Source organism: Shewanella pealeana ATCC 700345, assembly GCF_000018285.1.
Taxonomy (GTDB): domain Bacteria; phylum Pseudomonadota; class Gammaproteobacteria; order Enterobacterales; family Shewanellaceae; genus Shewanella; species Shewanella pealeana.
This window is the reverse complement of record NC_009901.1, coordinates 94,647-116,835: the sequence shown is the minus strand read 5'-3', so window position 1 is coordinate 116,835 and position 22,189 is coordinate 94,647. Positions and strand designations below refer to the sequence as shown.

Sequence of the window (22,189 nt, the reverse complement as noted above, 5' to 3'; positions counted from 1 at the left end):
ATTTAATCAGAAAATGGACTTAAAAAATGCATAAAAATAAAAAGTCCACATATTTAATTCAAATAACCAAAATAAAACCCACTTCACACATTTAATTTAACCAGCCACTTTTCAATGACTTAGGTTCGGCGCCGGTTATTCCATTTTTTAATCAAGATCGACTTACCCAGTTTAACTCACAGAGTTATCCACAGGCTGTATTTTATTTTTACGTGGCCGAAATAGCCCTAATATGGCATGCTAGCGCCATCATCGAACTCCGATATATAAATACTTAACTATGCCTAAAATTGCCGACAACCCTTTAATTCTTGTGGATGGTTCTTCATACCTCTACCGCGCCTACTATGCACCACCTCACCTAACGAATTCTAAGGGAGAAGCAACTGGTGCCGTATACGGCGTTATCAACATGCTTCGTAGCCTACTAAACCAATATAAGCCATCACAAATGGCTGTGGTTTTTGACGCAAAAGGCAAAACATTCCGTAACGACATGTATTCGGAATATAAGGCGCAGCGTCCACCTATGCCTGATGATCTACGCACGCAAATCGAGCCGTTGCATAGAATCATTAAAGCTCTGGGTTTACCTCTTGTATCCATTTCTGGCGTTGAAGCCGACGATGTTATCGGCACCATTGCGACCCAAGCCAGTAAAGAAGGCCGCGCGGTATTGATCAGCACCGGCGATAAAGATATGGCGCAATTAGTGGATGAAAACGTCACGCTAATTAATACCATGACTAACACCATCATGGGGCCGGCCGAGGTCACCGAGAAATTTGGTGTTGGACCAGAGTTAATTATCGACTTACTAGCCTTGCAAGGTGATAAGGCCGATAACATTCCAGGCCTGCCCGGTGTTGGCGAGAAAACGGCACTCGCTATGCTAACAGGTGTCGGTGGTGTCGATAAGATCCTTGCTGCGCCAGAGAAGATGCCAGAGCTAGGCTTTCGCGGGTCGAAAACTATGCCAGCTAAGATTATTGAGCATGCCGATATGCTCAAATTGAGCTATGAACTTGCAACCATCAAGTTAGATGTCGAACTTGAGCAAGATTGGCATCAACTGTCGATAACACCTGCAGACAAAGACGAACTCATTAAGTGTTACGGTGAGATGGAGTTTAAGCGCTGGCTAGCAGAAGTGCTCGATAACAAGGGCGATACCACAGCAGCCACAGAGTCTGAAGATGATGCCCCTGCAGCAAAGCTAGATATCGAAGTTGAGTACGATACCATTCTGAGCCTAGAGCAACTCGATTGCTGGATTGAAAAATTAACAGCTGCAGAGCTTATCGCCATCGACACCGAAACCACTAGCCTCAATTATATGGAGGCTAAGCTAGTCGGCATCTCTTTCGCGGTTGAAGCAGGTAAGGCGGCTTATCTACCTCTAGAGCATGACTACGTCGATGCTCCCGAGCAGTTAGATCGCGCCCTTGTATTTGAAAAACTACAACCACTGCTTGAAGATGAAAACCTTAAAAAAGTTGGTCAAAATCTAAAGTACGACATCAGCATTTTTGCCAACATTGGCATCACTTTACGTGGCGTACAGTTCGATACAATGCTTGAGTCCTATGTGTTCAACTCTGTGGCTTCAAAGCACAACATGGATGATTTGGCACTTAAATACCTTGGCCATAAGAACATCAGTTTCGAAGAGATTGCTGGTAAAGGCGTTAAGCAGCTGACCTTTAATCAAATTCCTCTTGAAACTGCCGCGCCTTATGCCGCAGAAGATGCCGATATTACTCTGCGTCTGCATCAGCACCTTTGGTCAAGACTAGAAAAGCTGCCTGAGCTGGCCAGTGTATTCACTGATATTGAGTTGCCACTGGTTAATACCTTATCGAATATCGAACGCCAAGGCGTGTTAATCGACAGTATGTTGCTCGGTCAGCAGAGTGAAGAGCTTGCACGCAAGATTGATGAGTTAGAGCATAAAGCCCATGAAATTGCCGGTGAGCCATTCAATTTAAGCTCGCCTAAACAGTTACAGGCGCTATTCTTTGAAAAACTGGGTTATCCCGTGATCAAGAAGACCCCTAAAGGTGCACCTTCAACAGCCGAAGAAGTGCTGGTTGAATTAGCACTAGATTACCCGTTGCCGAAGATTATTTTAGAGCATCGCAGTCTAGCTAAACTAAAGAGCACTTACACAGATAAACTACCGTTAATGGTTAATGCCAAAACAGGCCGTGTACATACTAGCTACCATCAAGCCAATGCAGCAACGGGACGCTTATCATCGAGCGAGCCTAATCTGCAGAATATCCCAATCCGTACCGAAGAGGGTCGCCGTATTCGTCACGCGTTTATCGCACCAGAGGGTAAAAAAATCCTCGCAGCCGATTACTCACAGATCGAATTGAGAATTATGGCCCATCTTTCACAAGATACAGGTCTACTTACCGCCTTTGCGGAAGGTAAAGACATTCATAAAGCGACCGCAGCAGAAGTATTCGATGTTGATTTTAGTGAAGTGACCTCAGATCAGCGTCGCCGCGCTAAAGCGGTTAACTTCGGTTTGATCTACGGTATGTCTGCGTTTGGTCTTGCCAAGCAGCTTGATATCCCAAGAGCCGAAGCACAAAGCTATATCGACACTTACTTTAAGCGCTACCCGGGCGTACTGAAGTATATGGAAGAGACCCGCGCCATCGCAGCCGATCTAGGTTACGTATCGACGCTATTCGGTCGTCGCCTCTATCTGCCAGCCATTAAAGATAGAAACGCCATGCGTAGACAAGCTGCCGAACGCGCAGCGATCAACGCGCCTATGCAAGGTACCGCTGCCGATATCATTAAGAAAGCCATGATTAATATCGCACAGTGGATTGAAACCGAAACCCAAGGCGAAATCATTATGATCATGCAGGTTCACGATGAATTGGTGTTTGAGGTCGATGAAGCAAAGGCCGATAGCTTGCAGGCTAAGGTGTGTGAATTGATGGCCGCCGCAGCCAAGCTAGATGTTGAGCTGTTGGCAGAAGCTGGCATAGGTGACAACTGGGAACAAGCTCACTAAATCCGCTTAAGTCATGACTGGCGGAGCATTTCGCCAGTCATACCCTTCAATATTTCCAACCTCGCTTTCCATATTGTTCGTAGTCATGCAACCGCCGTTCAATTAGCAGAAAAAGCCACATCACCACAACCGTAATATAAGCAACTGATATATATTCGTTAAAATGAAATTTAACGATCATTTAGTGTATCTTTATTGAACAAACATTGAGATACCCATCACATTATTGTGCCTTATTTACAAAAACAGTTTTTCATATAACGATTAATGGAGTAATATTCTCGGCGTAGGGTACAGAGGTTAAGATGTTCTATCTTTCAGACCTTTTTTTTACGTTCGCTATTTTATAGTGAATGGCCAAATTATGGCGCCTCAGCAAATCTAATTTGCTGGGGCTTTTTTTCGTCTGAAATAAAATTTAGAGTAATTACTTTAAATTGAACAAAATTCGAGTTATGCTGTGTTCATTGAGCGATATCAATATAGTTTGATTGAACTTGAGTCTTGTTGAATTTAGCTTCTCCCCAAAAGAGCTAATTTATGCCGATGGTTTATGCCGTCGGTTTTTTTTTGCCTGTTTTTCGCTTAATGCCGCTAAAAAAGACCAAAAAAAACGCCCCTTTAATAGGAGCGTCATTTAGCTATCTGCGTGCCACAGCTATGACATTAGAGCGTTAATCTTTATCCGCTTCAGCTTGAGCGGCAATAGCATCGGCTTCCAGTTGCTGCATCAACCATTCAGGCTTACACCAACTATCTAGGATCCCCAGCACCTTACCTTTACCAATCCCTTTTAATGAAGAGAAAGGCTCAACCTTTACGCCGTCTTCAAAATGGCTTAGTTTCTTGCGCACTTCATTAACCATCTTCATTCTAGCGCTTTGACCTAGCTTATCGGCTTTGGTTAATAGTGCTAAAACAGGAATATGACTCTCAACAGCCCACTCAATCATTTGCATATCAAGATCTTTTAGTGGATGACGGATATCCATCAATACCACCACACCGCTCAAACAGTCACGTTTAAGCAAGTATTCACCCAATGATTCTTGCCACTTAAGCTTAAGAGCCAAAGGAACTTGAGCAAAACCATAACCCGGTAAATCCACCAAGCGGCGGTGTTTATCCAATCTAAAGACGTTAATTAACTGCGTACGCCCAGGCGTTTTACTGGTTCGAGCAATTTTTTGCTCAGTCAGTAAATTTAAAGCACTCGACTTACCCGCATTCGAACGGCCCGCAAATGCGATCTCCACCCCAACGTCGCCAGGAAGGTATTCATTCAAGTGTGCAATATCAGGTGCACTAATTAAAAACTCTGCTTTACGGAAATCGATATGAGATTCACTCACAATTAACTCCAAAATTTTACTCACAAACCTTTATAAATATCGAAGAGTTGCTTACATTTTCACAATTTCGTGTAAAATATTACCCCGATCACATAAAATACATTTTATCACGCTTGCGGGTCTTCCTAGTAAGCTCAAGACAAATATTTTAATAAGAAGTTGGAACGCCATGAAAAAGTTAGCTCTTGCGCTGTCTGTTTTAGCCACAATCTCTTTACCTGCAATGGCCGAAGGAAATGCCGAAGCCGGAAAAACTAAAGCCATTGTTTGTTCTGCTTGTCACGGTGTTGACGGCAACAGCATGATAGACATGTATCCTAAACTTGCAGGTCAACACGTTACCTACCTAGAAAAGCAGCTACATGATTTCCGCAGTGCAGCACAAACTGGTGGAAAAGAAGGTCGTATGGACCCAATCATGGGCGGCATGTCTGTCACTCTGAGCGATCAAGATATCGCAGACATTTCTGCCTTTTATGCTAGCCAAGAAAACAAAGATATCGAAGTTAAAGATATCCCAGAACTAGGAGCACAGCTCTATACCACCGGTGACTCGGCTCGCGGCATCACAGCCTGTATCGCTTGTCATGGTCCTGAAGGTAAAGGAACTGAGCTTGCAGGCTTCCCTGCAATCAACAGCCAACATGCAAATTATATCAAGATCCAGCTAAATAAGTTCCACGATACAAATCGTAACAACGACTTAAATGGCATGATGCAAGACGTCGCGAAAAAGTTAAATGCAGCCGACATCGAAGCATTATCTAAATATATATCAAGCCTTAAGTAAATATTAGCTAGATCTTAAGAGGACGGTTTCACCGTCCTTTTTTATATCATCCTGTTTACGTTTACGTAAACTTCAAGCAAAACCCTCTTGACAGAGATCACAGTTCTAGGTTTAAATAGGCCCCGTACCGAGATGAACCCAACTGTTAGTACAAAAATTATTTAATAATAACTTTCAGATTTCGGTATCTATGCATTTAAGATATAAGAATAAAGTAACGAAATAATAACAATAATATTGAGACCACTCACTAAAAATAATAAGAGTCGAGATTTCAGTTTGAAGTCCAGGTCGCAAGAATTTAGTAAGGATTTGGTTAGGAAGGCCAAAACGCTATTTAGCATTAACCCTTACATTCAGGAAACATCTACCAATAGGAAAATGTTTGTAGGATACAAACATAGCATAGGAAGCTGATGCTTTGGATGCACTTGCGGGAAGCTTGTTATCACTGGAAGATACTTAAAAAATATACATGGATGGTTACTTTGGCGTCATTGGATGGACGAATAAAAATTGTGATGTGTCTTTAAAGACCATCTACGGAAACTGTTGTCGGGAAGACGACAGGTCTAAAAATAAAGTGTCGGGAAGACCACAAACTATAAGACATGCATGGAAAGCAGACAAAAAATAAGATGGATATTGACCGGGATAGTCACATAGCAAGTATGGATACTTGAAATCAGAATTGGTGTCGATTGACACTTTATAGAGGCGACAGATTATCTGTCGCCTTTTTTTATTTCTCACCATATACTCAAATATAGTAACTCGTTGATTTGAACTATATATGCGTAGATGCCCCCTTTGCCATAGTGATAATACCGCTCGGTTTTATGCCAATAAAAAACGCTGCTTGTATCATTGTCATCTATGCCAATTGGTTTTTGCCGACGCGAACTCCCACCTCCCCCCTTCTGCTGAGCAGCAAAAATATCGGCTTGCCAATAACAAACAAAAAGCCCTCGCGCGCTTTATGCTAGATTTGGTCGAACAGTGTGAAGACGGCCACACGCCTTTATTAGGACTTAACTTTGGCCGTACCCTCGATAGTAAAGCCCTAAGAAAAATCAGCAAAAAAGGCCATCAACTCAATCAATATGACCCTAGCCTTGCTCCGTGGAACCGCTCTCTAAAGCAAGAATACGATTTCATCTGCTGTTACCGAGTGTTCGAGCATTTTCGTTTCCCTTGTAAAGAATGGGACCTACTCAAGCAATTACTCAAACCCGGTGGCTGGATTGCAATCAGCACTCCTCTGCTCAGCGATCTTAGTGCATTTGATAAATGGCACCACAAGAATAATCTGACCCATGTGAGCTTTTATCAGCAGGCAACTTTTGAGTTTCTGGCAAATAAAGTCGGTTTTAAGCTATTATTTGCAGCAAACGATCTCATTCTGGTGCAAAAACCATCAGGATCTGATATAACACGCGACCAAACTTCAGTTGTTGTATGAGCCGAGTCGCTTTTTAGCAACAGAGTCTTTATAAGTTATCGAGATAAGCGATCATGTCCCGTAGTAAGAAAACGCGTAAGAGCAACGAGAATGCTCCCAAATTAGCCCCAAGAACCAAGAAGAAAGATCGAGTTCTTGCAGGCAAGAAACAAGTTGCTGGCAATAAAGCGGGAAGTCGTCATAACGCTTCGATGATTGAAAGCCAAGCTAATGGCGGCAAAGCTAAAAATGCCGATCCACGCCATGGCAGCAAAAAACCTGTTCAACTGCATATCAACACAGAAGTAAAAGTTGAGAAGAAGCCTAAAGGGCCAAAACTAACTGATGAGCAGAAATTGTTGAAGCTTGAGGAAGATCCAAGACTCAATAGCCTACTCGATATGCTTGAAGAAGGTAAAAACCTCAGCCAAGACGATCAAGCATGGTTAAACAAGCAGTTAAACCAGATTGAAGCACTGATGGACAGACTTGGTATTAATGACGAAGAAGACGATGAGCCGAAAAACAAAAAAGCCGTTAGTGATGACGACTTATTTGATAAGTTCGAGTCTGGTGCAGATCTGTTAAAAGACTACTTCGACAAAGACTAACTCTTATGTGTAAACCTTATGGCATCTTTATTGATGCCATATTTTTATCCATAATCGTCACCAGCATTCCACTCCTACCAACTAGGGTTTAGTATGACAACAACCTTTATTGTTATCGGTGTACTTATCATCGCCACGCTTTCAGCTTATGCGACCTACCTGCTTATTCAAATTCGCAAACAAAAACAGCTAAAAATAAAACGCGAACAACAACAAGCCGATGCAGCTAAAGCTAAGGCAAATGAACTGCTCGACAATATTCGCTATATCGCTACCGCGATGCTAGAAGAGCGCTGCGAGCTATCTGAAGGCGTAATGCGCATTGCTAAGCTGTCTCAGTTAGTCGGGATCTCAGAACGCATTGCCAGCCAGTACCCCGCCATTTTTAAGCATTTTGACGTTATTAAAGCGCACCCAATCAAAGAACAGCGTAAAGCCTTAGAAAAACAACAGCGCATGAAACTCGACTTCGCTCGCATGCGTTCTGAAAGTGAGCTAGAGCTCAAAATATTAGAAGAAGCCAAGCGGCTTAGTGAACTAAACCCAGGCTCACTACACTAATTATTCGATGCGATACAGATAACTGACTTTTAAAAGGGCAGCATCCAAATCGCAGTTATGACATATTTTGCTCATATAGGGTGAGTCTGTGCACAAAATTTTCCCATGAGCACAGACATCCACCTCATTTTCAGCGATATTCAGTCACACTTTGCTACCCATATTGAATTTTTACAACATGGATCAAGGTTATTCAACAAATAACCGTGCATACTTCACATGTTGCTAAACTACACGCCGGAGGACACGCCTTGAAGCAGCCCACCCCAATTAGTTGGGATCAGTCAATGATCGAAAAGTACAATTATAGCGGTCCACGTTATACTTCTTATCCGACGGCCTTGGAATTCGATGACTCGTTTACCGAGGAAAAATTGCTGACTTCTATCAAGAACAGCAAGAGTGACAAACTTTCTCTTTATATCCATATTCCTTTCTGCGCCAAGCTTTGTTACTACTGTGGCTGCAATAAAGTTATCACTCGTCATCAGCATAAAGCCGATCAGTACATTGAGTACTTAGCAGCAGAAATCGTTAAACGTGCACCGCTGTTTAAAAATTACTTAGTTACCCAAATTCACTGGGGTGGTGGTACACCGACATTCCTAACTCCTGAGCAAATTCTTAAGCTATCAGCACTCATTAAGGCTAACTTCAACGTTGCCGATGTAGGTGAATACTCAATCGAAGTCGACCCGCGTGAAATCGAACTTTCGATGCTAGACACCCTAAAAGAAGCCGGCTTCAACCGTATCTCTATCGGTGTTCAAGACTTCAACAAGAAAGTGCAAGTTGCAGTAAACCGTGAGCAAGACGAGCAGTTTATCTTCGACCTAATGGCACGCGCTAAAGAGCTAGGCTTTGTTTCAACTAACATCGACTTAATCTACGGCTTGCCGCACCAGACACCAGAGACCTTTGCTGAAACCATGCAGCGCGTACTGGATCTAAACCCAGACCGTCTATCTGTATTTAACTACGCTCACCTGCCATCACGTTTTGCAGCCCAGCGTAAGATTAAAGACGAAGACTTAGCGTCACCACAGCAGAAGCTTGATATGTTACACCAAACTATCGAGACGCTAACGGGCGCAGGTTACCAATACATTGGTATGGACCACTTTGCTAAGCCAGATGACGAGCTGTCTATTCTGCAAAACGAAGGTCGTCTACACCGTAACTTCCAAGGTTACACGACTCAAGAAGAGTGTGATCTATTGGGTCTAGGTGTGTCTTCAATCAGCCAAATTGGCGATTGCTACGCACAGAACCAGAAAGACATTCGTCCATACTTCGAGTCAATCGATGCTAATGGTCATGCACTCTGGAAAGGTTGTAGCTTAAACCGTGACGACGAAATTCGCCGCGTAGTGATTAAGCAGCTTATCTGCCACTTCGACCTAGATATGGCGAAGATTGAAGAGAAGCTAAACATCAACTTCGAAGAGTATTTCGCAGAAGACTTAAAGCTACTGCAAACCTTCATCGATGATAAGCTAGTCGACATAACAGACCGCAAGATCACTATCAGCCCTACTGGCCGCCTGTTGATCCGTAACATCTGTATCTGTTTCGATGTTTACTACCGTGAGAAAGCAAGACAACAGCAGTTCTCTCGCGTTATCTAATCGGCTTGTAAAGTACAATTAGAACCTCAAAAAACCGGCCTTAGCCGGTTTTTTTGTGCCTGATAAATATAATACCAATCAGTATAAGAAGTTGATCTACTCAGAGTTTTAGCGGCTCTGATACTGCGACTCTTAATGAACAAGAGGGAGCTTAACCCTAGTTCAACTATGCTCTTCACTCGTTGCCTTGTCTCAGTGCCGCTAAACTATCGCTGAGCGACCAAATCTTTATACTGATTGGTATAAGCTCCACCAGCTTCACGTTTAATCTTTTGTCACATTTCGTTTAATTTTCATCCGTGACCTTTGGCAGCGGTAACGGTATATTCAAGCTGATAATAAAAACAATAATGGACATACTCATGTATAAATACCTACTTCCCTCAGTACTAGTCTTGGGTCTCAGCGCCTGCCAAGCCACGACATCAACGGCGCCTCAGTCAGATGTCAGCACTCAACAAGTCGCAACCCACAATCAACTCCAGTCCATTATTGATGCCGCCTGGCAAACATCGCTAGATGCTAGCCCTAGTTTTGCCTACTCTCTAGGTGATAAGACGGCCGCCGGTAAACTGCAAGACCTGTCGCCAACGGCACTCGAAGCAATGGATCAGCGCAAACAGCAGTTACTCAAACAATTGCTGCAGATAGACAGCAGCCGCTACAGCAAAGAAGACGCTATCAACGCACAGATACTGCGCGACCAACTGCAAAACGATGTTGACCAATATCGCTATAAAGATCACTACATGCCAATCTCGGCGGAAGGCGGTTTTCATGCTTATATCGCCTCGATTGCCAAGGGGCGCTTTGCCAAAGTCGAGGACTACCACAACTACATAAAGCAGCTGCAAGCACTGCCTGAGTATTTCCAGCAGCAGACCTATTGGTTAAACCAAGGTCTAGATGCAGGCATCACCCCAGCTAAGGCCACCCTCAAAGGGTTTGAAACCAGCATCAGCGCCTTTATCGTGCCAGTAGAAGACAGTGGTTATTTCAAACCCTTCACTCAGTATCCAGCGCATTTCAGTGAGGCAGAAAAAGCCGAACTAACTAAACAGGGCCGCGCCTTAGTGCAACACACTGTACTTCCTCAGTACCAAGCCTTCTTCGACTTCATCACCAAGGAATATATCCCAAACACTCGTGAGAGTATTGCGACCTACGACCTTCCCGATGGTGAAGCCTTCTATGAGAATCGCGTGCGTTATTACACCACCCTAGATATGACCTCTGATGAGGTGCACCAGCTGGGCTTACAAGAAGTTAAGCGCATTCGAGGTGAGATGCAGCAGATCATCGAACAGGTGGGGTTCGAAGGTAGCTTTGCCGAGTTCCTACACTTTTTAAGAACCGACCCACAGTTCTACCCTGAGACAGCGGAAGAGTTACTCAAGGAAGCGGCCTATATCGCCAAGCAAGCCGATGCCATGCTGCCTAAGTATTTTGGTAAGCTTCCACGCCAACCTTATGGAATCGAACCCGTTCCCGCCGAAATCGCGCCTAAATACACCACGGGGCGTTACTCAGGTTCAAATCGCGCAGATGAAGCCGGTTATTACTGGGTCAACACCTACGCGCTAGATAAGCGCCCACTGTACGAGATGGAAGCACTCACTCTGCATGAAGCCGTACCCGGCCACCACCTTCAAATTGCACTTAATCAGGAGTTAACTAACCTGCCCGACTTCCGTCGTTACAGCTATATCTCGGCGTTTGGTGAAGGTTGGGGCCTCTACTCTGAGTATCTGGGGTTAGAGGCTGGCTTCTACCAAGACCCTTATAGTAACTTTGGCCGTTTGACCTATGAAATGTGGCGCGCAGCGCGTCTCGTAGTGGATACCGGCATGCACGCCAAAGGTTGGTCTCGCCAACAAGCAATCGACTTTATGGCCAGCAACACCGCACTATCGATGCATAACGTCAATACAGAGATTGACCGCTACATCAACTGGCCAGGACAAGCCTTGTCATACAAGATTGGTGAGCTGACAATTAAACGTTTGCGAGCTCAAGCAGAAGTAGAACTGGGCGAGAACTTCGATATCCGCGCCTTCCATGACGCTATCTTAGCCAATGGTTCTGTGCCTATGTCAGTACTGGAGCAGCAGATAAACGACTTTATCGCAACTCAAAAGGTCGCCATCTAGTCACTGCCACCACGGCCTCATACAGGATAAAGTGAATGGCATTAGCCGTAATGCCATTCACTTAACGACGTACTCAAAAAACTTATGACTTTAAAAGATAACAATGGACCACAGAGGACACGAAGTGGCGCTTCGTGGTTTATCGCTTTTAAAGCAAAGGACCCCGTTCGTGCTGGGTCTTCGTTTTTTATTCATTAATGCTTAATTTACCGGTATTACCACCCTCTCGGCCTTTTTAATGGGCTCTTTTTAATCGCTTAGGTTTCGCTAGAGTCTGGCTAAACAAGTTTGCTACACTGCTTACAAGATCACTCAATAGAACCATTCCATGTCGATTGCTACCGAGCCCTATATGAACACCAATACTGCTGTTAGCTTTTCATCAGAACATCATCTCAACAGTCCTGAACAAAAGGTGTTTTGGCAGCAAGTGACGCAATCGAGCTTCAAGACTCGTGATGACATTAGCTTAGCCTACGCCCGTATCACTCATCCAAATAGTATTGGCACCATAGTGATCAGCAGTGGGCGAGTCGAATCCTATCTAAAATACAAAGAACTGATGTTTGACCTGTATCAGCAAGGCTACAGCTTGTTTGCCATCGATCATCGTGGCCAAGGGTTATCGGCACGCACAACCGCTAATCCTCATCAGGGACATATCGACAAGTTCCAGCGATATGTCGACGACTTCGCCGAATTTGTCACGAAAATAGTCAAACCGCATGCAATGGAAAACTACTACCTAGTTGGCCATTCAATGGGGGGCGCAATCGGTACGCTCTATCTAAGTCAGTACCCGGCAACCTTTAAGGCCGCGGTGTTTTCGGCGCCTATGTATGGCATCAAGCTACCCCTTCCCAAAGCCTTTATCCGCGGCCTAGCGTCTTTACTCGATAGCAGCAAACAGCCTAACTATATATTGGGTGGCAAAGGCTACCATGCAGAGCCGTTCGAGAAGAACGACCTGACCCACAGCAAGCTGCGCTATGACGATTATCGCGAGCTATACCGCCAGCAGCCACAGCTGCAGCTAGGTTCGCCAACCAACCATTGGTTAGTCGAGTCCATCGATGCTGCCGAGCAGGCGGTAGATGCCGCTCGAAATAGTACTATCCCGCTGCTAATCTTGCAGGCAGAAGAAGATACTATCGTCGCTAATGCCGCGCAGAATCGCGCCGTAAACGGCCAGTGCCGCTTAATTAAAATCCCCTATGCCCGTCATGAGATCTTTATGGAGCGAGACAAGCCGCGCAACCTTGCGCTCAACGCATTATGCGAGTTCTTAAAGCAAATTAACTAATAGGCTAACGAGCAATAAAAAAGGGATAGCGAGCTATCCCTTTTTCGTATGTGGCCGATTAACCTAACTGCCCCGCCACCATCAGCTCCCGCGTCTCGGGGATCTCATTGTAAGACAAAACATGTAAACCTCTAGCAAATGCCAAGGCGTAACGAGCTAGGATAGGACGCAGCGGTGGAGAGACCAGTAACAGCGGGCTATGTCCTTGCTCTTTTGCCTCTGCCAGCAATTGTGGCATCCGCTGCTGTAACTGCGCCAATAATTGCGGGTCGACCGGGAAGCTATCGAGAGCGACTTTTCCCTGCTGCTGCGACTGATTCAGCGCCACCATCAAGGTTTGCTCAAGTTCCGGCGCTAGAGTCATCACATTCAACTTAGTTGCCGTTCCCACTATCGAATGTAAAATCGAGTTACGCAGGGCGCAGCGAACATCGGCCGCCAATAAAACAGGGTCTTTGCTGTTCTCACTGCAATCGAGCAAGGTGGTCGCTATGGTGCGAATATCCTTGAGCGACACCTGTTCTTTAAGCAGTAAGCGATACACCTTAAGCTGCAAGATAGGCGTTAATGCAGCATTGAGTGCCTCAGCCAATTTAGGCGACTGTTTCGCCAATCGGTCGCTAAGTGCCAATACGTCATCATGTTGCAACATATCCGGCAGTGACTCTCTAATGAGTTTACTCACATGGGTGGCGATAACTGTGGCATTATCCACCACCGAATAGCCCAGATTCAGCGCCTTGGCCTTATGATCTTGTTCCACCCAAATCGCATCCATCTGATAGGCCGGCTCCTTGGTGATGATGCCATCGATATCACCAAATACAGGACCACTCTTAATCGCCATCAGACGATCTGGCTCTAATTCTGCCGTTACCACAGGGTTACCCATCATGCTAATTTGATAGGCGTTCGGCGCCAACGACAAGTTATCGCGAACTCTGACTTCAGACAACAAGAAACCCGCCTGCTCAGACAGAGTACGACGAATACCCGTTAGGCGCTTCTGTAGCTCGGCGCCCTTACTGCGCTCAACCAAGTGCACCAAGCGATAACCCAGGCGAACTTCGATAAGATCGGTATAGGGCAAAGCGTCCCAACTCGGCGCAGAGGGCTCGCTTAAATTGTTCTCTAACTGCTGCTCTATTTTCGACTCTTTTATCACTGGCCCTCGTTTATCCTGCTTCCAAGCAGCAAAACCAAGCAAAGCAGCAAAAGAGAGGAACACAAATGTTGGCATTCCTGGCACGATACCCAGAATGAACATCACAGCCGCTGAAGTAGCCAAGGTTTTAGGGTTAGCCAACAATTGATTGCGCAGCTGTTCAGGCATCTCTTCAGCGTCTGAAACTCGAGTCACAATAATCGCAGCAGCGGTCGCCAATAACAGTGAAGGGATCTGAGCAACTAAGCCGTCACCAATGGTAAGCAGTGCATAAGTCTTAAATGCTTCACCAACGGCTAAGTCATGCATGAAGATACCGATTGCTAAACCACCCAGCATGTTGATAGCTAAGATAAGCATACTGGCAATCGCATCACCACGAACAAACTTAGAAGCACCGTCCATAGAGCCGTAGAAGTCAGCTTCACGCGCAACATCCTGACGTCTTTCTCGCGCCTGCTCCTGAGTCAATACTCCCGCATTGAGATCGGCATCAATCGCCATCTGCTTACCGGGTAAGGCATCTAGAGTGAATCGCGCCGACACTTCAGAAATTCGTTCGCCACCCTTAGTGATCACCACGAAGTTGATGATCATTAAGATAAGGAAGATCACCGCACCGACAACATAGTTACCGCCGATCACCACCTCACCGAATGCTTGGATCACCTTACCTGCTGCATCACCACCTTCATGGCCTTCAATTAACACCACTCGCGTAGAGGCCACGTTCAAGGTTAAACGTAACAGCGTTGCCAATAACAATACGGTAGGGAAAACTGACAGTTCCAGTGGCCTGCGAATCGAGACGCTGGCCAGCAGCACCATCACAGCCAACACTATGTTGAAGGTAAATAGGATATCCAATAACCATGGCGGTAAAGGCAAGATCACCATCGCCAATACGGCCAATAGCATAATAGGAATGCCTATATAGCCTGGGCTACCGGTAAAAGTACGCGAAAACCAGTTCATTAAATCAGATATCCTTTAATCGTGTCGTAAGTTGTTGGGAATAAAAAAGTGAGGTAGAGGGTCAGGTTTAGCCTGTTTACCCTGCCTTGCGGCCCTAATTTGCATGACGTATGTCAGTACATGGGCAATTGCCACAAATAGCGAAGCGGGGATCTGCTGCTCGATATTTGTCGAGTAATAAATGGCCCTAGTGAGCGGTGGCAACTCTAATATCTCCACACCATGGCGCTTAGCAACTTCTCGCATATAAAGCGCCAGCTCGTCAGTGCCCTTAGTCAGTACATAAGGCGCATCGGCTTTATTAGCATCGTATTTTAGTGCCACGGCATAATGAGTAGGGTTTACTAAAAGAACATCGGCATTAGGAATGGAGACATCGGCTCTTGAGCGACTAATTCGTTGCTGCATTTGGCGGATCTTAGCCTTGATCTCAGGTTTACCCTCTTGCTGCTTATGCTCATCTTTGACCTCTTGCAATGACATCTTCAGCTCATTGTGGTGTTGCCAATACTGGTATGGCAGATCGATACAAGCGATGAATAACAGTCCCAGCCCTAAATAAAACACCCCCAGCGACAGCATATCGATTACCCGCGTAATCGCTTCATCGATTGGCAATTGGCTAAATGTCAGTAGGGTTTGCAAGTTCTTATCAAGAAAAACCAACATGATCCCGCCTAGCAACACAATCTTAAGTACTGACTTAATCAGTTCAGCCAATGACTTAATCGATACCATTCTGCCAAGCCCGGCAATTGGATCGATACGACTGTATTTAAAGCCTGCATTGCCAAAGTTAAATATCCAGCCACCTGGCATAGCTCCAGCGATCATAGCTATCAAGGCCACCAAGATAAACAGCGGAGCAAGAATATAGAGGATCTCTAGCAGCGCTTGGCCTAAATGGCGAGTCATCATGCCTGGTTCATCTAATTGCGCTTTGGTGAATTGCATATTGGTACGCGCTAGCTGCGCTACCCTCGCGCCAATCTCACCGGCACTGGTTGTGAGCAACAACGCGCAACCCATAACTAAAGCGGCAGAAGTGAAATCTTTCGAGCGAGGCACCTGCCCCTGCTCACGGGCTTGTTTAAGCTTCTTGGGTGTTGCATCTTCCGTTTTACTCTGGCCAGTATCTTTACTCATGTTATCCCCCCAATAAACTGATACATGGCAGACAAGGCGTCTAAACAGAGATCACTATAGCGACTGGGTAAGCCACTGAATGAAAAGAAAACACATAGCAACCCCATCAACATTGACATCGGGAAGCCCAGAGCAAAAACGTTTAGTGATGGCGCCGAACGGCTCAAGACACCGAAGGTAATGTTGACCATTAACATGGCAAGGATAGAAGGGATAGCAAGCATAAACGAAACAGCAAATAGCCAGCTAATACGACCGATTAGCCCCATTAGCGGTAGGTCAAACACGCCCATACCCACAGGCCATAATCTAAAGCTATCGACCAGCACACCAATCGCCACTAAGTGCCCATCAAGCACTAAGAATACCAAGGTGCCATAGAGCAGGAACCATTGACCAAGAATAGGGTGTGAGCCACCACTAGAGGGGTCGTTCATCACCGCCATCGCCAGACCCATCTGCATAGATAGCATCTCACCTAGCTGCGTCATGACATAGAGCATAATGGTGAGAAATAGCGCCATCATAAACCCTACCAGCAGCTGCTCAATGGCGAGTAAAAGTGCCTGTATCGAGATTGCATCAACTTCTGGTAATGGTGGTAACATCGGTGCTATCAGCGCCGATAATGTTAATGCGAGTAAAATTCGTACCGTAACTGGGATATAGGTGCTGCTTAAAAATGGCATGACCATAAAGGCCCCCATAATTCGGCAAAATGGCCACCAAAAGGTGCCAATAAAAGTACTCAGTTCGGTAGAGGTAAGAGACAGCATTTAGCTAACCATTAAAGTTTGAATAGCTATTAGCTTGGACTTTGTCAGCGACAATCTTATTCAAATTACGCAATTGTCTCAGCCTATCAGGTGAGGAATGTTAAGAAACAAGCGCTGGAATAAGTCACTCATCTGCATCAACATCCATTCACCGGCAAATAGCACCATTAGCAGGGTGATAACCAAACGAGGTAAAAAGCTCAAGGTTTGCTCATTCACCTGAGTGGCCGCTTGAAATACAGCCACCACCAAACCGACGAGTAAGCTTGGCAGCACTAAGACTCCCACCATAGCGATCACCAAAAAAACGGCATCAGCAAAGAAGGATGTCAGTTCATTCACATCCATAAGGCTAAAACACCCCAGCTATGAGCAAAGAGATAACAGCAGGCCAGTCATTTAATGCTACCAAGCCGATCATTATCAAGCCGAAGAACAGATAAATAATATCGGCGATGGAGACAGTGAATTCCAGCTCATCTTGCAGCCTAATACTCATTTAAAAACCTTCCCAATCGTGCTAAAGAATTCAGGCTAACCATAACTGGCCACTAAGGTACTCACCGTCATCGACCAGCCATCGACTAATACAAACACCATTAATTTAAATGGTAAGGAAATGATCAGCGGTGACAGCATCATCATGCCCATAGACATCAACACGCTGGCAACCACCAAGTCGATCACCAAAAAAGGCAGAAACAGCAAGAAGCCAATCTGAAAAGCCGTTTTCAACTCACTCAAGACATAGGCTGGCATCAGTACAAAAAACGGGATCTCCTCGGCGGTCAAGGTTGTCGGCTCGTCGGCAATCTTTAGCATCTGCTCAAGATCGGTTTCGCGAGTTTGTGCCAACATAAACTGACGCAGCGGCTTTTCTCCACGCTCTACCGCCTCAGGTAACTCAATTATGCCCTGATCGTAAGGTAGGAAAGCTTTCTCATAAATCTCTTCACCAACGGGGCGCATGATAAATATGGTCATCACCAATGCGATTCCGATCAACACCTTATTGGGGGGGCTTTGCTGCAAGCCTAATGCTTGACGTAGTATTCCCAATACCACAATGATGCGCGTAAAACTGGTCAGCATCATCAACATAGCTGGTAGGAAACTTAGCACTGTCATCAATGCCAAAATTTCCAACTTTACGCTCACAGACTCAGACTCTGCACCATCATTTAACGTGAATAATGTTAAGCCATCATTGGCATATGCCGTCGATGAGAAGCCTAAGAGTAAAATCAGCAAAACTCGCCACATAATCAGTCATTTGCTCCTGTTAGACTGATAGCTTCCACTTCAAGTAAGCGCACACCATAGCGGCCATTAACCTCAACCACTTCACCTCTACCGAGTAAGGCGCCATTGACTCGAATGTCTAAAGGCTCACCCACCATACGATCGAGCGCAACAACATCGCCCTCACCCATTTTCGTCAGCTCCCCTAATGACATCTCAGCACTGGCTAATTCTAAGGTCACCTGTACAGGTAGTTGATGGAAAAAAGACATATCTTTAACAGGCTTAGCTTGAGATTTTGACTGATGACTCTCCTCTTCGGTAAAAAACTCATCATCCAATAAAAAATCTTCATCTTGTAAAATGTTATGTTCAGCCATTGGATTGCTCCTCCATGTAAAAAGCTTCTTGGGTCAGTTTCGCCACCATTTGCCCCTCATGGGTATGAACCGTGGCATAAAAAAGTGGACGTTTACCGACGGTAACCGGGCAGCGCGAGTGCAAGTTCATTGGTAAAACATCACCCACTGCTAAATTTTGTAGCGAAGTCAAAGATGTACTTTGGTGCCCAAGCTCGAGTAACACTCTTAATGGGATCTGTCTAAGTCTGTGTGCGAGCTTTTCCGATAAGGCAGGATCGGCTTGATACTGGCTCGGTAACTCGGCCATCAGTCCCAGCAAGTACTCGCTCATAAAAAATAACATCGGCGGGCCACTGTGGGCAGCAGGAAAGCTGAGCTCACAACAGACAGGTGCCTTTATTGGGGTTTCATTGCTGAGGAGTTCCAGCTCAAGGGCATCCTCATCGATCTCAGTAATAGGTAAGCGTTTAATTGCCGCAATCATAAGGCGCTTGACCAAGCGAAACTCAGATTGACTAGGCGATCTTAATGGAGATTTCGGCGTGCTAGCAAAAGCACCATAATAGCCACTCGCTAACTGGTCTAAAGTACACTTATCTATTCGCCACCAGCCAAGTGCGATTCGATTGTAGCTTAATAAGAACCAAGCATGATGCAACTCGGGTACATACGAACTTGTTTTAGTGGTTAACGAAACTTGTGATAGCCCATGATGCCCTTGACGAATAATTGGGTGTAGTAATTCATTGACGGCATCCATTATTGGACGCAGACATTGATCTAATTGCGCCAACAATCGGCTTCTCGCTAACTTCTCTTTGATCAAGGCAACAGGTCTAACTTCTATTCCCTGATTAGATTTAATTAGATTGGCTTTAGCAGTTGTTTTCATCTTGAATCTCACAACAAAAGAACGTCAAATAATCGACACCCAATTAAAATAGCTATTTAAATGACGGGCGACAAAATAATGACTAATTAAATAAAACTCGCAACAAATATAACAAAACCCATTATTAACCCAAGTGTGAGCATGTATATAAAATTAAAACCACAGAATGCAAAAAACAAATTCATCTATAAAGCGGCAATTTTAAGAAAAACTTAAATTTTATTTCAACCTTTCAATAGCTAAACCAAAATGGCAGTAGAAACAAAAACTTAGAGCAGCACACCGACAACCTAACAATATGGACAATTGACATTCAGCATTAAGAACAAGCTGCGAAATGACTTGGCAATAATAAACGCAAGCTTACATCACATCTACAAAAAACACACTCAACTTCGGTCTAAGTTTTAAAATATTGATTTAGTCATAAAATAAAAATAAAAAGTTTTACATGTTTTAATATTACGTGTTTAATTGGCAGCCTTAAAAAAACTACAACTAAAAGAATAAAGTTCCAGTCTCTAGATTTAAGGGTTATGAACAATTGAAGAAGTCAGTTTATATATTAATCTGTTTAATTTTTATTTGTACAAACATCACAAATAACGCACTTGCTGCGTCTGTTAACTATCAAACACCTTTTGAAAAAGCCCAGTGGCTGTTTTCAGGAGATCAGTTTGGCTGTGAAATTACTCACAGAGTACAGAGCTTCGGCACGTTACTGCTTAGTGCGGCTCCAGGAGAGCCTCTCGCCCTATCCCTACAAGCAGACTGGCTTTCACTAAATAATGCCCAGAGCCAAGCTTCTGTGGTCTCCGCAGTTTGGCAAGATAGCACTCACCAGCCAATCGCCACCACATCACTAAACTGGTTTGGCTCGCAGGCAATAAGCCTAAAAAATACAGCACCATTTTTAGAGGCTCTTGAACAAGGGCGCACTTGGCAGGTCGCTATCACTAGCGCCGACAACAGCCAATACCTGATCAATGCTAGCCCAGTATCAACCCAGGCAGTAGCGAATCAATTTAGACTCTGTCGTCAGCAATTACTGCCAAAACCTTTCACCTACTTGCGCCGCTTAGAATTCTTGTTTGCCCCTAGCTCAAGCCTGCTAAATGCTGCTCATGAGCAAGATCTCTATGCCGTTTATCGTTACCTTCAAGCCGACCCAAGTATTGTTGAAGTCTTAGTCGACGGGCATGCCGATGCTTCCGGTGACCACTTAGCCAACTTAGTGCTGAGTAAAGAGCGAGCCGATGAAGTGGTCTCTAGGTTAATAGAACTTGGGGTGTCACCAAAGATGATCCAAACACGGCATCACGGTACCCGAACCCCTGTCGCTAGCAACAACAGCACTCAAGGCCGAGAGCTAAACCGTCGAGTCACTTTGCGCTTAGTCAAATCTGCAGCAAATTCTGTGAGCCCAGCTTCGAGAGCACAAAATGAATCCTTCTAGTTTAAGATTTGTCGATGCAGATCTAACCCTATCTTGCCAAAATAGACTGGTTCAACAGGGCTTTAATTTATACTTGCCTGATGATAAAGATAGCCCTTGGTTAAGTTTGATCAACCTTTCTCATTGCGCGAGTCAGGATGTACCCGTACGGCTACGACAATTTCCAGGTAAGCACCAAGTCGCCCTGCTCAATCCAGAGCAAACCGAGCTTGCCAGTATCGCCATGCAGTGTGGTGTACAAGATTACCTGTTACTGCCAATTGATGCAGAGCAACTGTGCTCACTACTACAAAGATTACGTCGTTTAGAACTGCCCAATAATGAGTTAATTTGCGCGGCTCCGGTTAGCCGCCAGCTGCTAATGCTAGCTCACCGAGCTGCGAGCACAGAGGCCACAGTACTACTCACCGGCGAAAGCGGCACAGGTAAAGAGCCGCTAGCTCGTTATATTCACCGCCATTCCAACCGTGCCGATAAGGCTTTTATCGCAATCAACTGCGCAGCTATTCCTGAAAGCATTCTAGAATCTATCCTGTTTGGTCACATCAAGGGGGCATTTACGGGTGCCACAACCGACCAGCCCGGTAAGTTCGAACTCGCCAACGGCGGAACGTTACTGCTCGATGAAATCGGTGAGATGCCTCTGCTTTTACAAGCCAAACTACTGCGTGTACTGCAAGAGAGAGAGGTTGAGCGATTAGGCAGTCACAGGTCAATTGCGTTAGATATTCGGGTCATTGCCGCCACCAACAAAGATCTGCGTCAAGCGGTGCAAGATGGCAAATTCAGAGAAGACCTCTTCTATCGCTTAGATGTACTGCCGATAAAGATATTACCACTGCGTCAGAGACGCGAAGACATTCTGCCCATTGCCGAACATTTTCTACAGCGATACAAAATTCTTGCGGCAAATCAGCAATGCTACTTCAGTGAGCAGGCTCGAAACTTACTGTTAAGCCACAACTGGCCCGGCAATGTGCGCGAACTAGAAAATACCATCCAACGCGCGCTGGTTATGCGACGTGGTCAAGCATTACAAGCCGAAGATCTCGGCCTCGAAAATCAAGACGGTTCAATCTTAGTAGAACAAAATGAGTTAGGGCTTAAGGCCTCTAAACGTCAGGCTGAGTTCCAATACATTATTGACACGCTTAAGCGCCACAACGGCCATAGGATCCAAACGGCTGAGGCCTTGGGAATGACGACACGAGCATTGCGATACAAGCTGGCTCAAATGCGAGAAGAAGGGATCGATATTGAACGCCTCCTCGCTCAAGCAGGTCATGCTGCGTAATCATAGTC

The 22,189-nt window shown here is 45.2% G+C and carries 19 protein-coding genes; 10 read left to right on the top strand and 9 right to left on the bottom strand.

Going from position 1 to position 22,189, the window contains the following annotated elements; genetic code table 11:
• Positions 1–280 precede the first annotated feature (280 nt).
• Positions 281–3,037 (top strand): DNA polymerase I, encoded by a 2,757-nt coding sequence (gene polA / locus SPEA_RS00555; RefSeq protein ID WP_012153377.1) that lies wholly within the window; start codon positions 281–283, stop codon positions 3,035–3,037.
• Between the two features lie 674 nt (positions 3,038–3,711).
• Here polA and yihA read toward each other — a convergent pair.
• Positions 3,712–4,389, bottom strand: a complete 678-nt coding sequence (gene yihA, locus SPEA_RS00550; RefSeq protein ID WP_012153376.1) for a ribosome biogenesis GTP-binding protein YihA/YsxC — start codon at positions 4,387–4,389, stop codon at positions 3,712–3,714.
• A gap of 169 nt (positions 4,390–4,558) precedes the next feature.
• Here yihA and SPEA_RS00545 point away from each other — a divergent pair, with 169 nt between their 5' ends.
• From SPEA_RS00545 to SPEA_RS00515, 7 genes are all read left to right on the top strand, one after another.
• Positions 4,559–5,179 carry a c-type cytochrome gene (locus SPEA_RS00545; RefSeq protein WP_012153375.1) on the top strand — a complete coding sequence of 207 codons (621 nt, stop codon included), beginning with the start codon at positions 4,559–4,561 and terminating at the stop codon, positions 5,177–5,179.
• A 793-nt stretch (positions 5,180–5,972) separates the two neighbouring features.
• Entirely contained in the window at positions 5,973–6,641 is a 669-nt protein-coding gene (locus SPEA_RS00540) for a class I SAM-dependent methyltransferase (protein ID WP_012153374.1), read from the top strand.
• A gap of 53 nt (positions 6,642–6,694) precedes the next feature.
• Positions 6,695–7,231, top strand: a complete 537-nt coding sequence (yihI, locus tag SPEA_RS00535; RefSeq protein ID WP_012153373.1) for a Der GTPase-activating protein YihI — start codon at positions 6,695–6,697, stop codon at positions 7,229–7,231.
• A 93-nt stretch (positions 7,232–7,324) separates the two neighbouring features.
• A complete protein-coding gene (locus SPEA_RS00530) occupies positions 7,325–7,792 on the top strand; it encodes a DUF2489 domain-containing protein (RefSeq protein ID WP_012153372.1) in 468 nt (155 codons plus the stop codon).
• Positions 7,793–8,043: 251 nt separating this feature from the next.
• Positions 8,044–9,420 carry an oxygen-independent coproporphyrinogen III oxidase gene (hemN, locus tag SPEA_RS00525; protein WP_083766665.1) on the top strand — a complete coding sequence of 459 codons (1,377 nt, stop codon included), beginning with the start codon at positions 8,044–8,046 and terminating at the stop codon, positions 9,418–9,420.
• A gap of 362 nt (positions 9,421–9,782) precedes the next feature.
• A complete protein-coding gene (locus SPEA_RS00520; protein ID WP_041410754.1) occupies positions 9,783–11,570 on the top strand; it encodes a DUF885 domain-containing protein in 1,788 nt (595 codons plus the stop codon).
• 328 nt (positions 11,571–11,898) lie between these two features.
• Positions 11,899–12,873, top strand: a complete 975-nt coding sequence (locus tag SPEA_RS00515) for an alpha/beta fold hydrolase (protein ID WP_012153369.1) — start codon at positions 11,899–11,901, stop codon at positions 12,871–12,873.
• A 58-nt stretch (positions 12,874–12,931) separates the two neighbouring features.
• Here the strand turns inward: SPEA_RS00515 and flhA are convergent, their stop codons facing one another.
• The 8 genes from flhA to SPEA_RS00480 all read right to left on the bottom strand — a co-directional run bounded on the left by flhA (position 12,932) and on the right by SPEA_RS00480 (position 19,431).
• Positions 12,932–15,013: a flagellar biosynthesis protein FlhA gene (flhA, locus tag SPEA_RS00510; protein ID WP_012153368.1), complete on the bottom strand. Its 2,082-nt coding sequence runs from the start codon at positions 15,011–15,013 to the stop codon at positions 12,932–12,934.
• 15 nt (positions 15,014–15,028) lie between these two features.
• Positions 15,029–16,159 carry a flagellar biosynthesis protein FlhB gene (flhB, locus tag SPEA_RS00505; protein ID WP_012153367.1) on the bottom strand — a complete coding sequence of 377 codons (1,131 nt, stop codon included), beginning with the start codon at positions 16,157–16,159 and terminating at the stop codon, positions 15,029–15,031.
• Positions 16,156–16,935 carry a flagellar biosynthetic protein FliR gene (fliR, locus tag SPEA_RS00500; protein ID WP_012153366.1) on the bottom strand — a complete coding sequence of 260 codons (780 nt, stop codon included), beginning with the start codon at positions 16,933–16,935 and terminating at the stop codon, positions 16,156–16,158. Before fliR ends, flhB begins: the two co-directional genes overlap by 4 nt.
• Positions 16,936–17,013: 78 nt before the next feature.
• Complete coding sequence (gene fliQ, locus SPEA_RS00495) at positions 17,014–17,283, bottom strand: flagellar biosynthesis protein FliQ (RefSeq protein ID WP_012153365.1); 270 nt, start codon at positions 17,281–17,283, stop codon at positions 17,014–17,016.
• Between the two features lie 4 nt (positions 17,284–17,287).
• Complete coding sequence (locus tag SPEA_RS23220; RefSeq protein ID WP_190272089.1) at positions 17,288–17,434, bottom strand: hypothetical protein; 147 nt, start codon at positions 17,432–17,434, stop codon at positions 17,288–17,290.
• Between the two features lie 35 nt (positions 17,435–17,469).
• The gene (gene fliP, locus SPEA_RS00490; RefSeq protein ID WP_012153364.1) at positions 17,470–18,198 is read right to left on the bottom strand and encodes a flagellar type III secretion system pore protein FliP; all 729 of its coding nucleotides are present in this window, start codon (positions 18,196–18,198) and stop codon (positions 17,470–17,472) included.
• 2 nt (positions 18,199–18,200) lie between these two features.
• Positions 18,201–18,557 carry a flagellar motor switch protein FliN gene (fliN, locus tag SPEA_RS00485; RefSeq protein WP_012153363.1) on the bottom strand — a complete coding sequence of 119 codons (357 nt, stop codon included), beginning with the start codon at positions 18,555–18,557 and terminating at the stop codon, positions 18,201–18,203.
• Positions 18,550–19,431 carry a FliM/FliN family flagellar motor switch protein gene (locus SPEA_RS00480; protein ID WP_012153362.1) on the bottom strand — a complete coding sequence of 294 codons (882 nt, stop codon included), beginning with the start codon at positions 19,429–19,431 and terminating at the stop codon, positions 18,550–18,552. The genes fliN and SPEA_RS00480 overlap by 8 nt, the downstream gene beginning before the upstream one ends.
• Positions 19,432–19,975: 544 nt before the next feature.
• Here SPEA_RS00480 and SPEA_RS00475 point away from each other — a divergent pair.
• Both SPEA_RS00475 and SPEA_RS00470 read left to right on the top strand, forming a co-directional pair.
• Positions 19,976–20,887 (top strand): MotY family protein, encoded by a 912-nt coding sequence (locus tag SPEA_RS00475; protein WP_012153361.1) that lies wholly within the window; start codon positions 19,976–19,978, stop codon positions 20,885–20,887.
• On the top strand, positions 20,874–22,181 hold the full coding sequence (locus tag SPEA_RS00470) for a sigma-54 interaction domain-containing protein (RefSeq protein ID WP_012153360.1): 1,308 nt from the start codon (positions 20,874–20,876) through the stop codon (positions 22,179–22,181). The genes SPEA_RS00475 and SPEA_RS00470 overlap by 14 nt, the downstream gene beginning before the upstream one ends.
• Positions 22,182–22,189 lie beyond the last annotated feature (8 nt).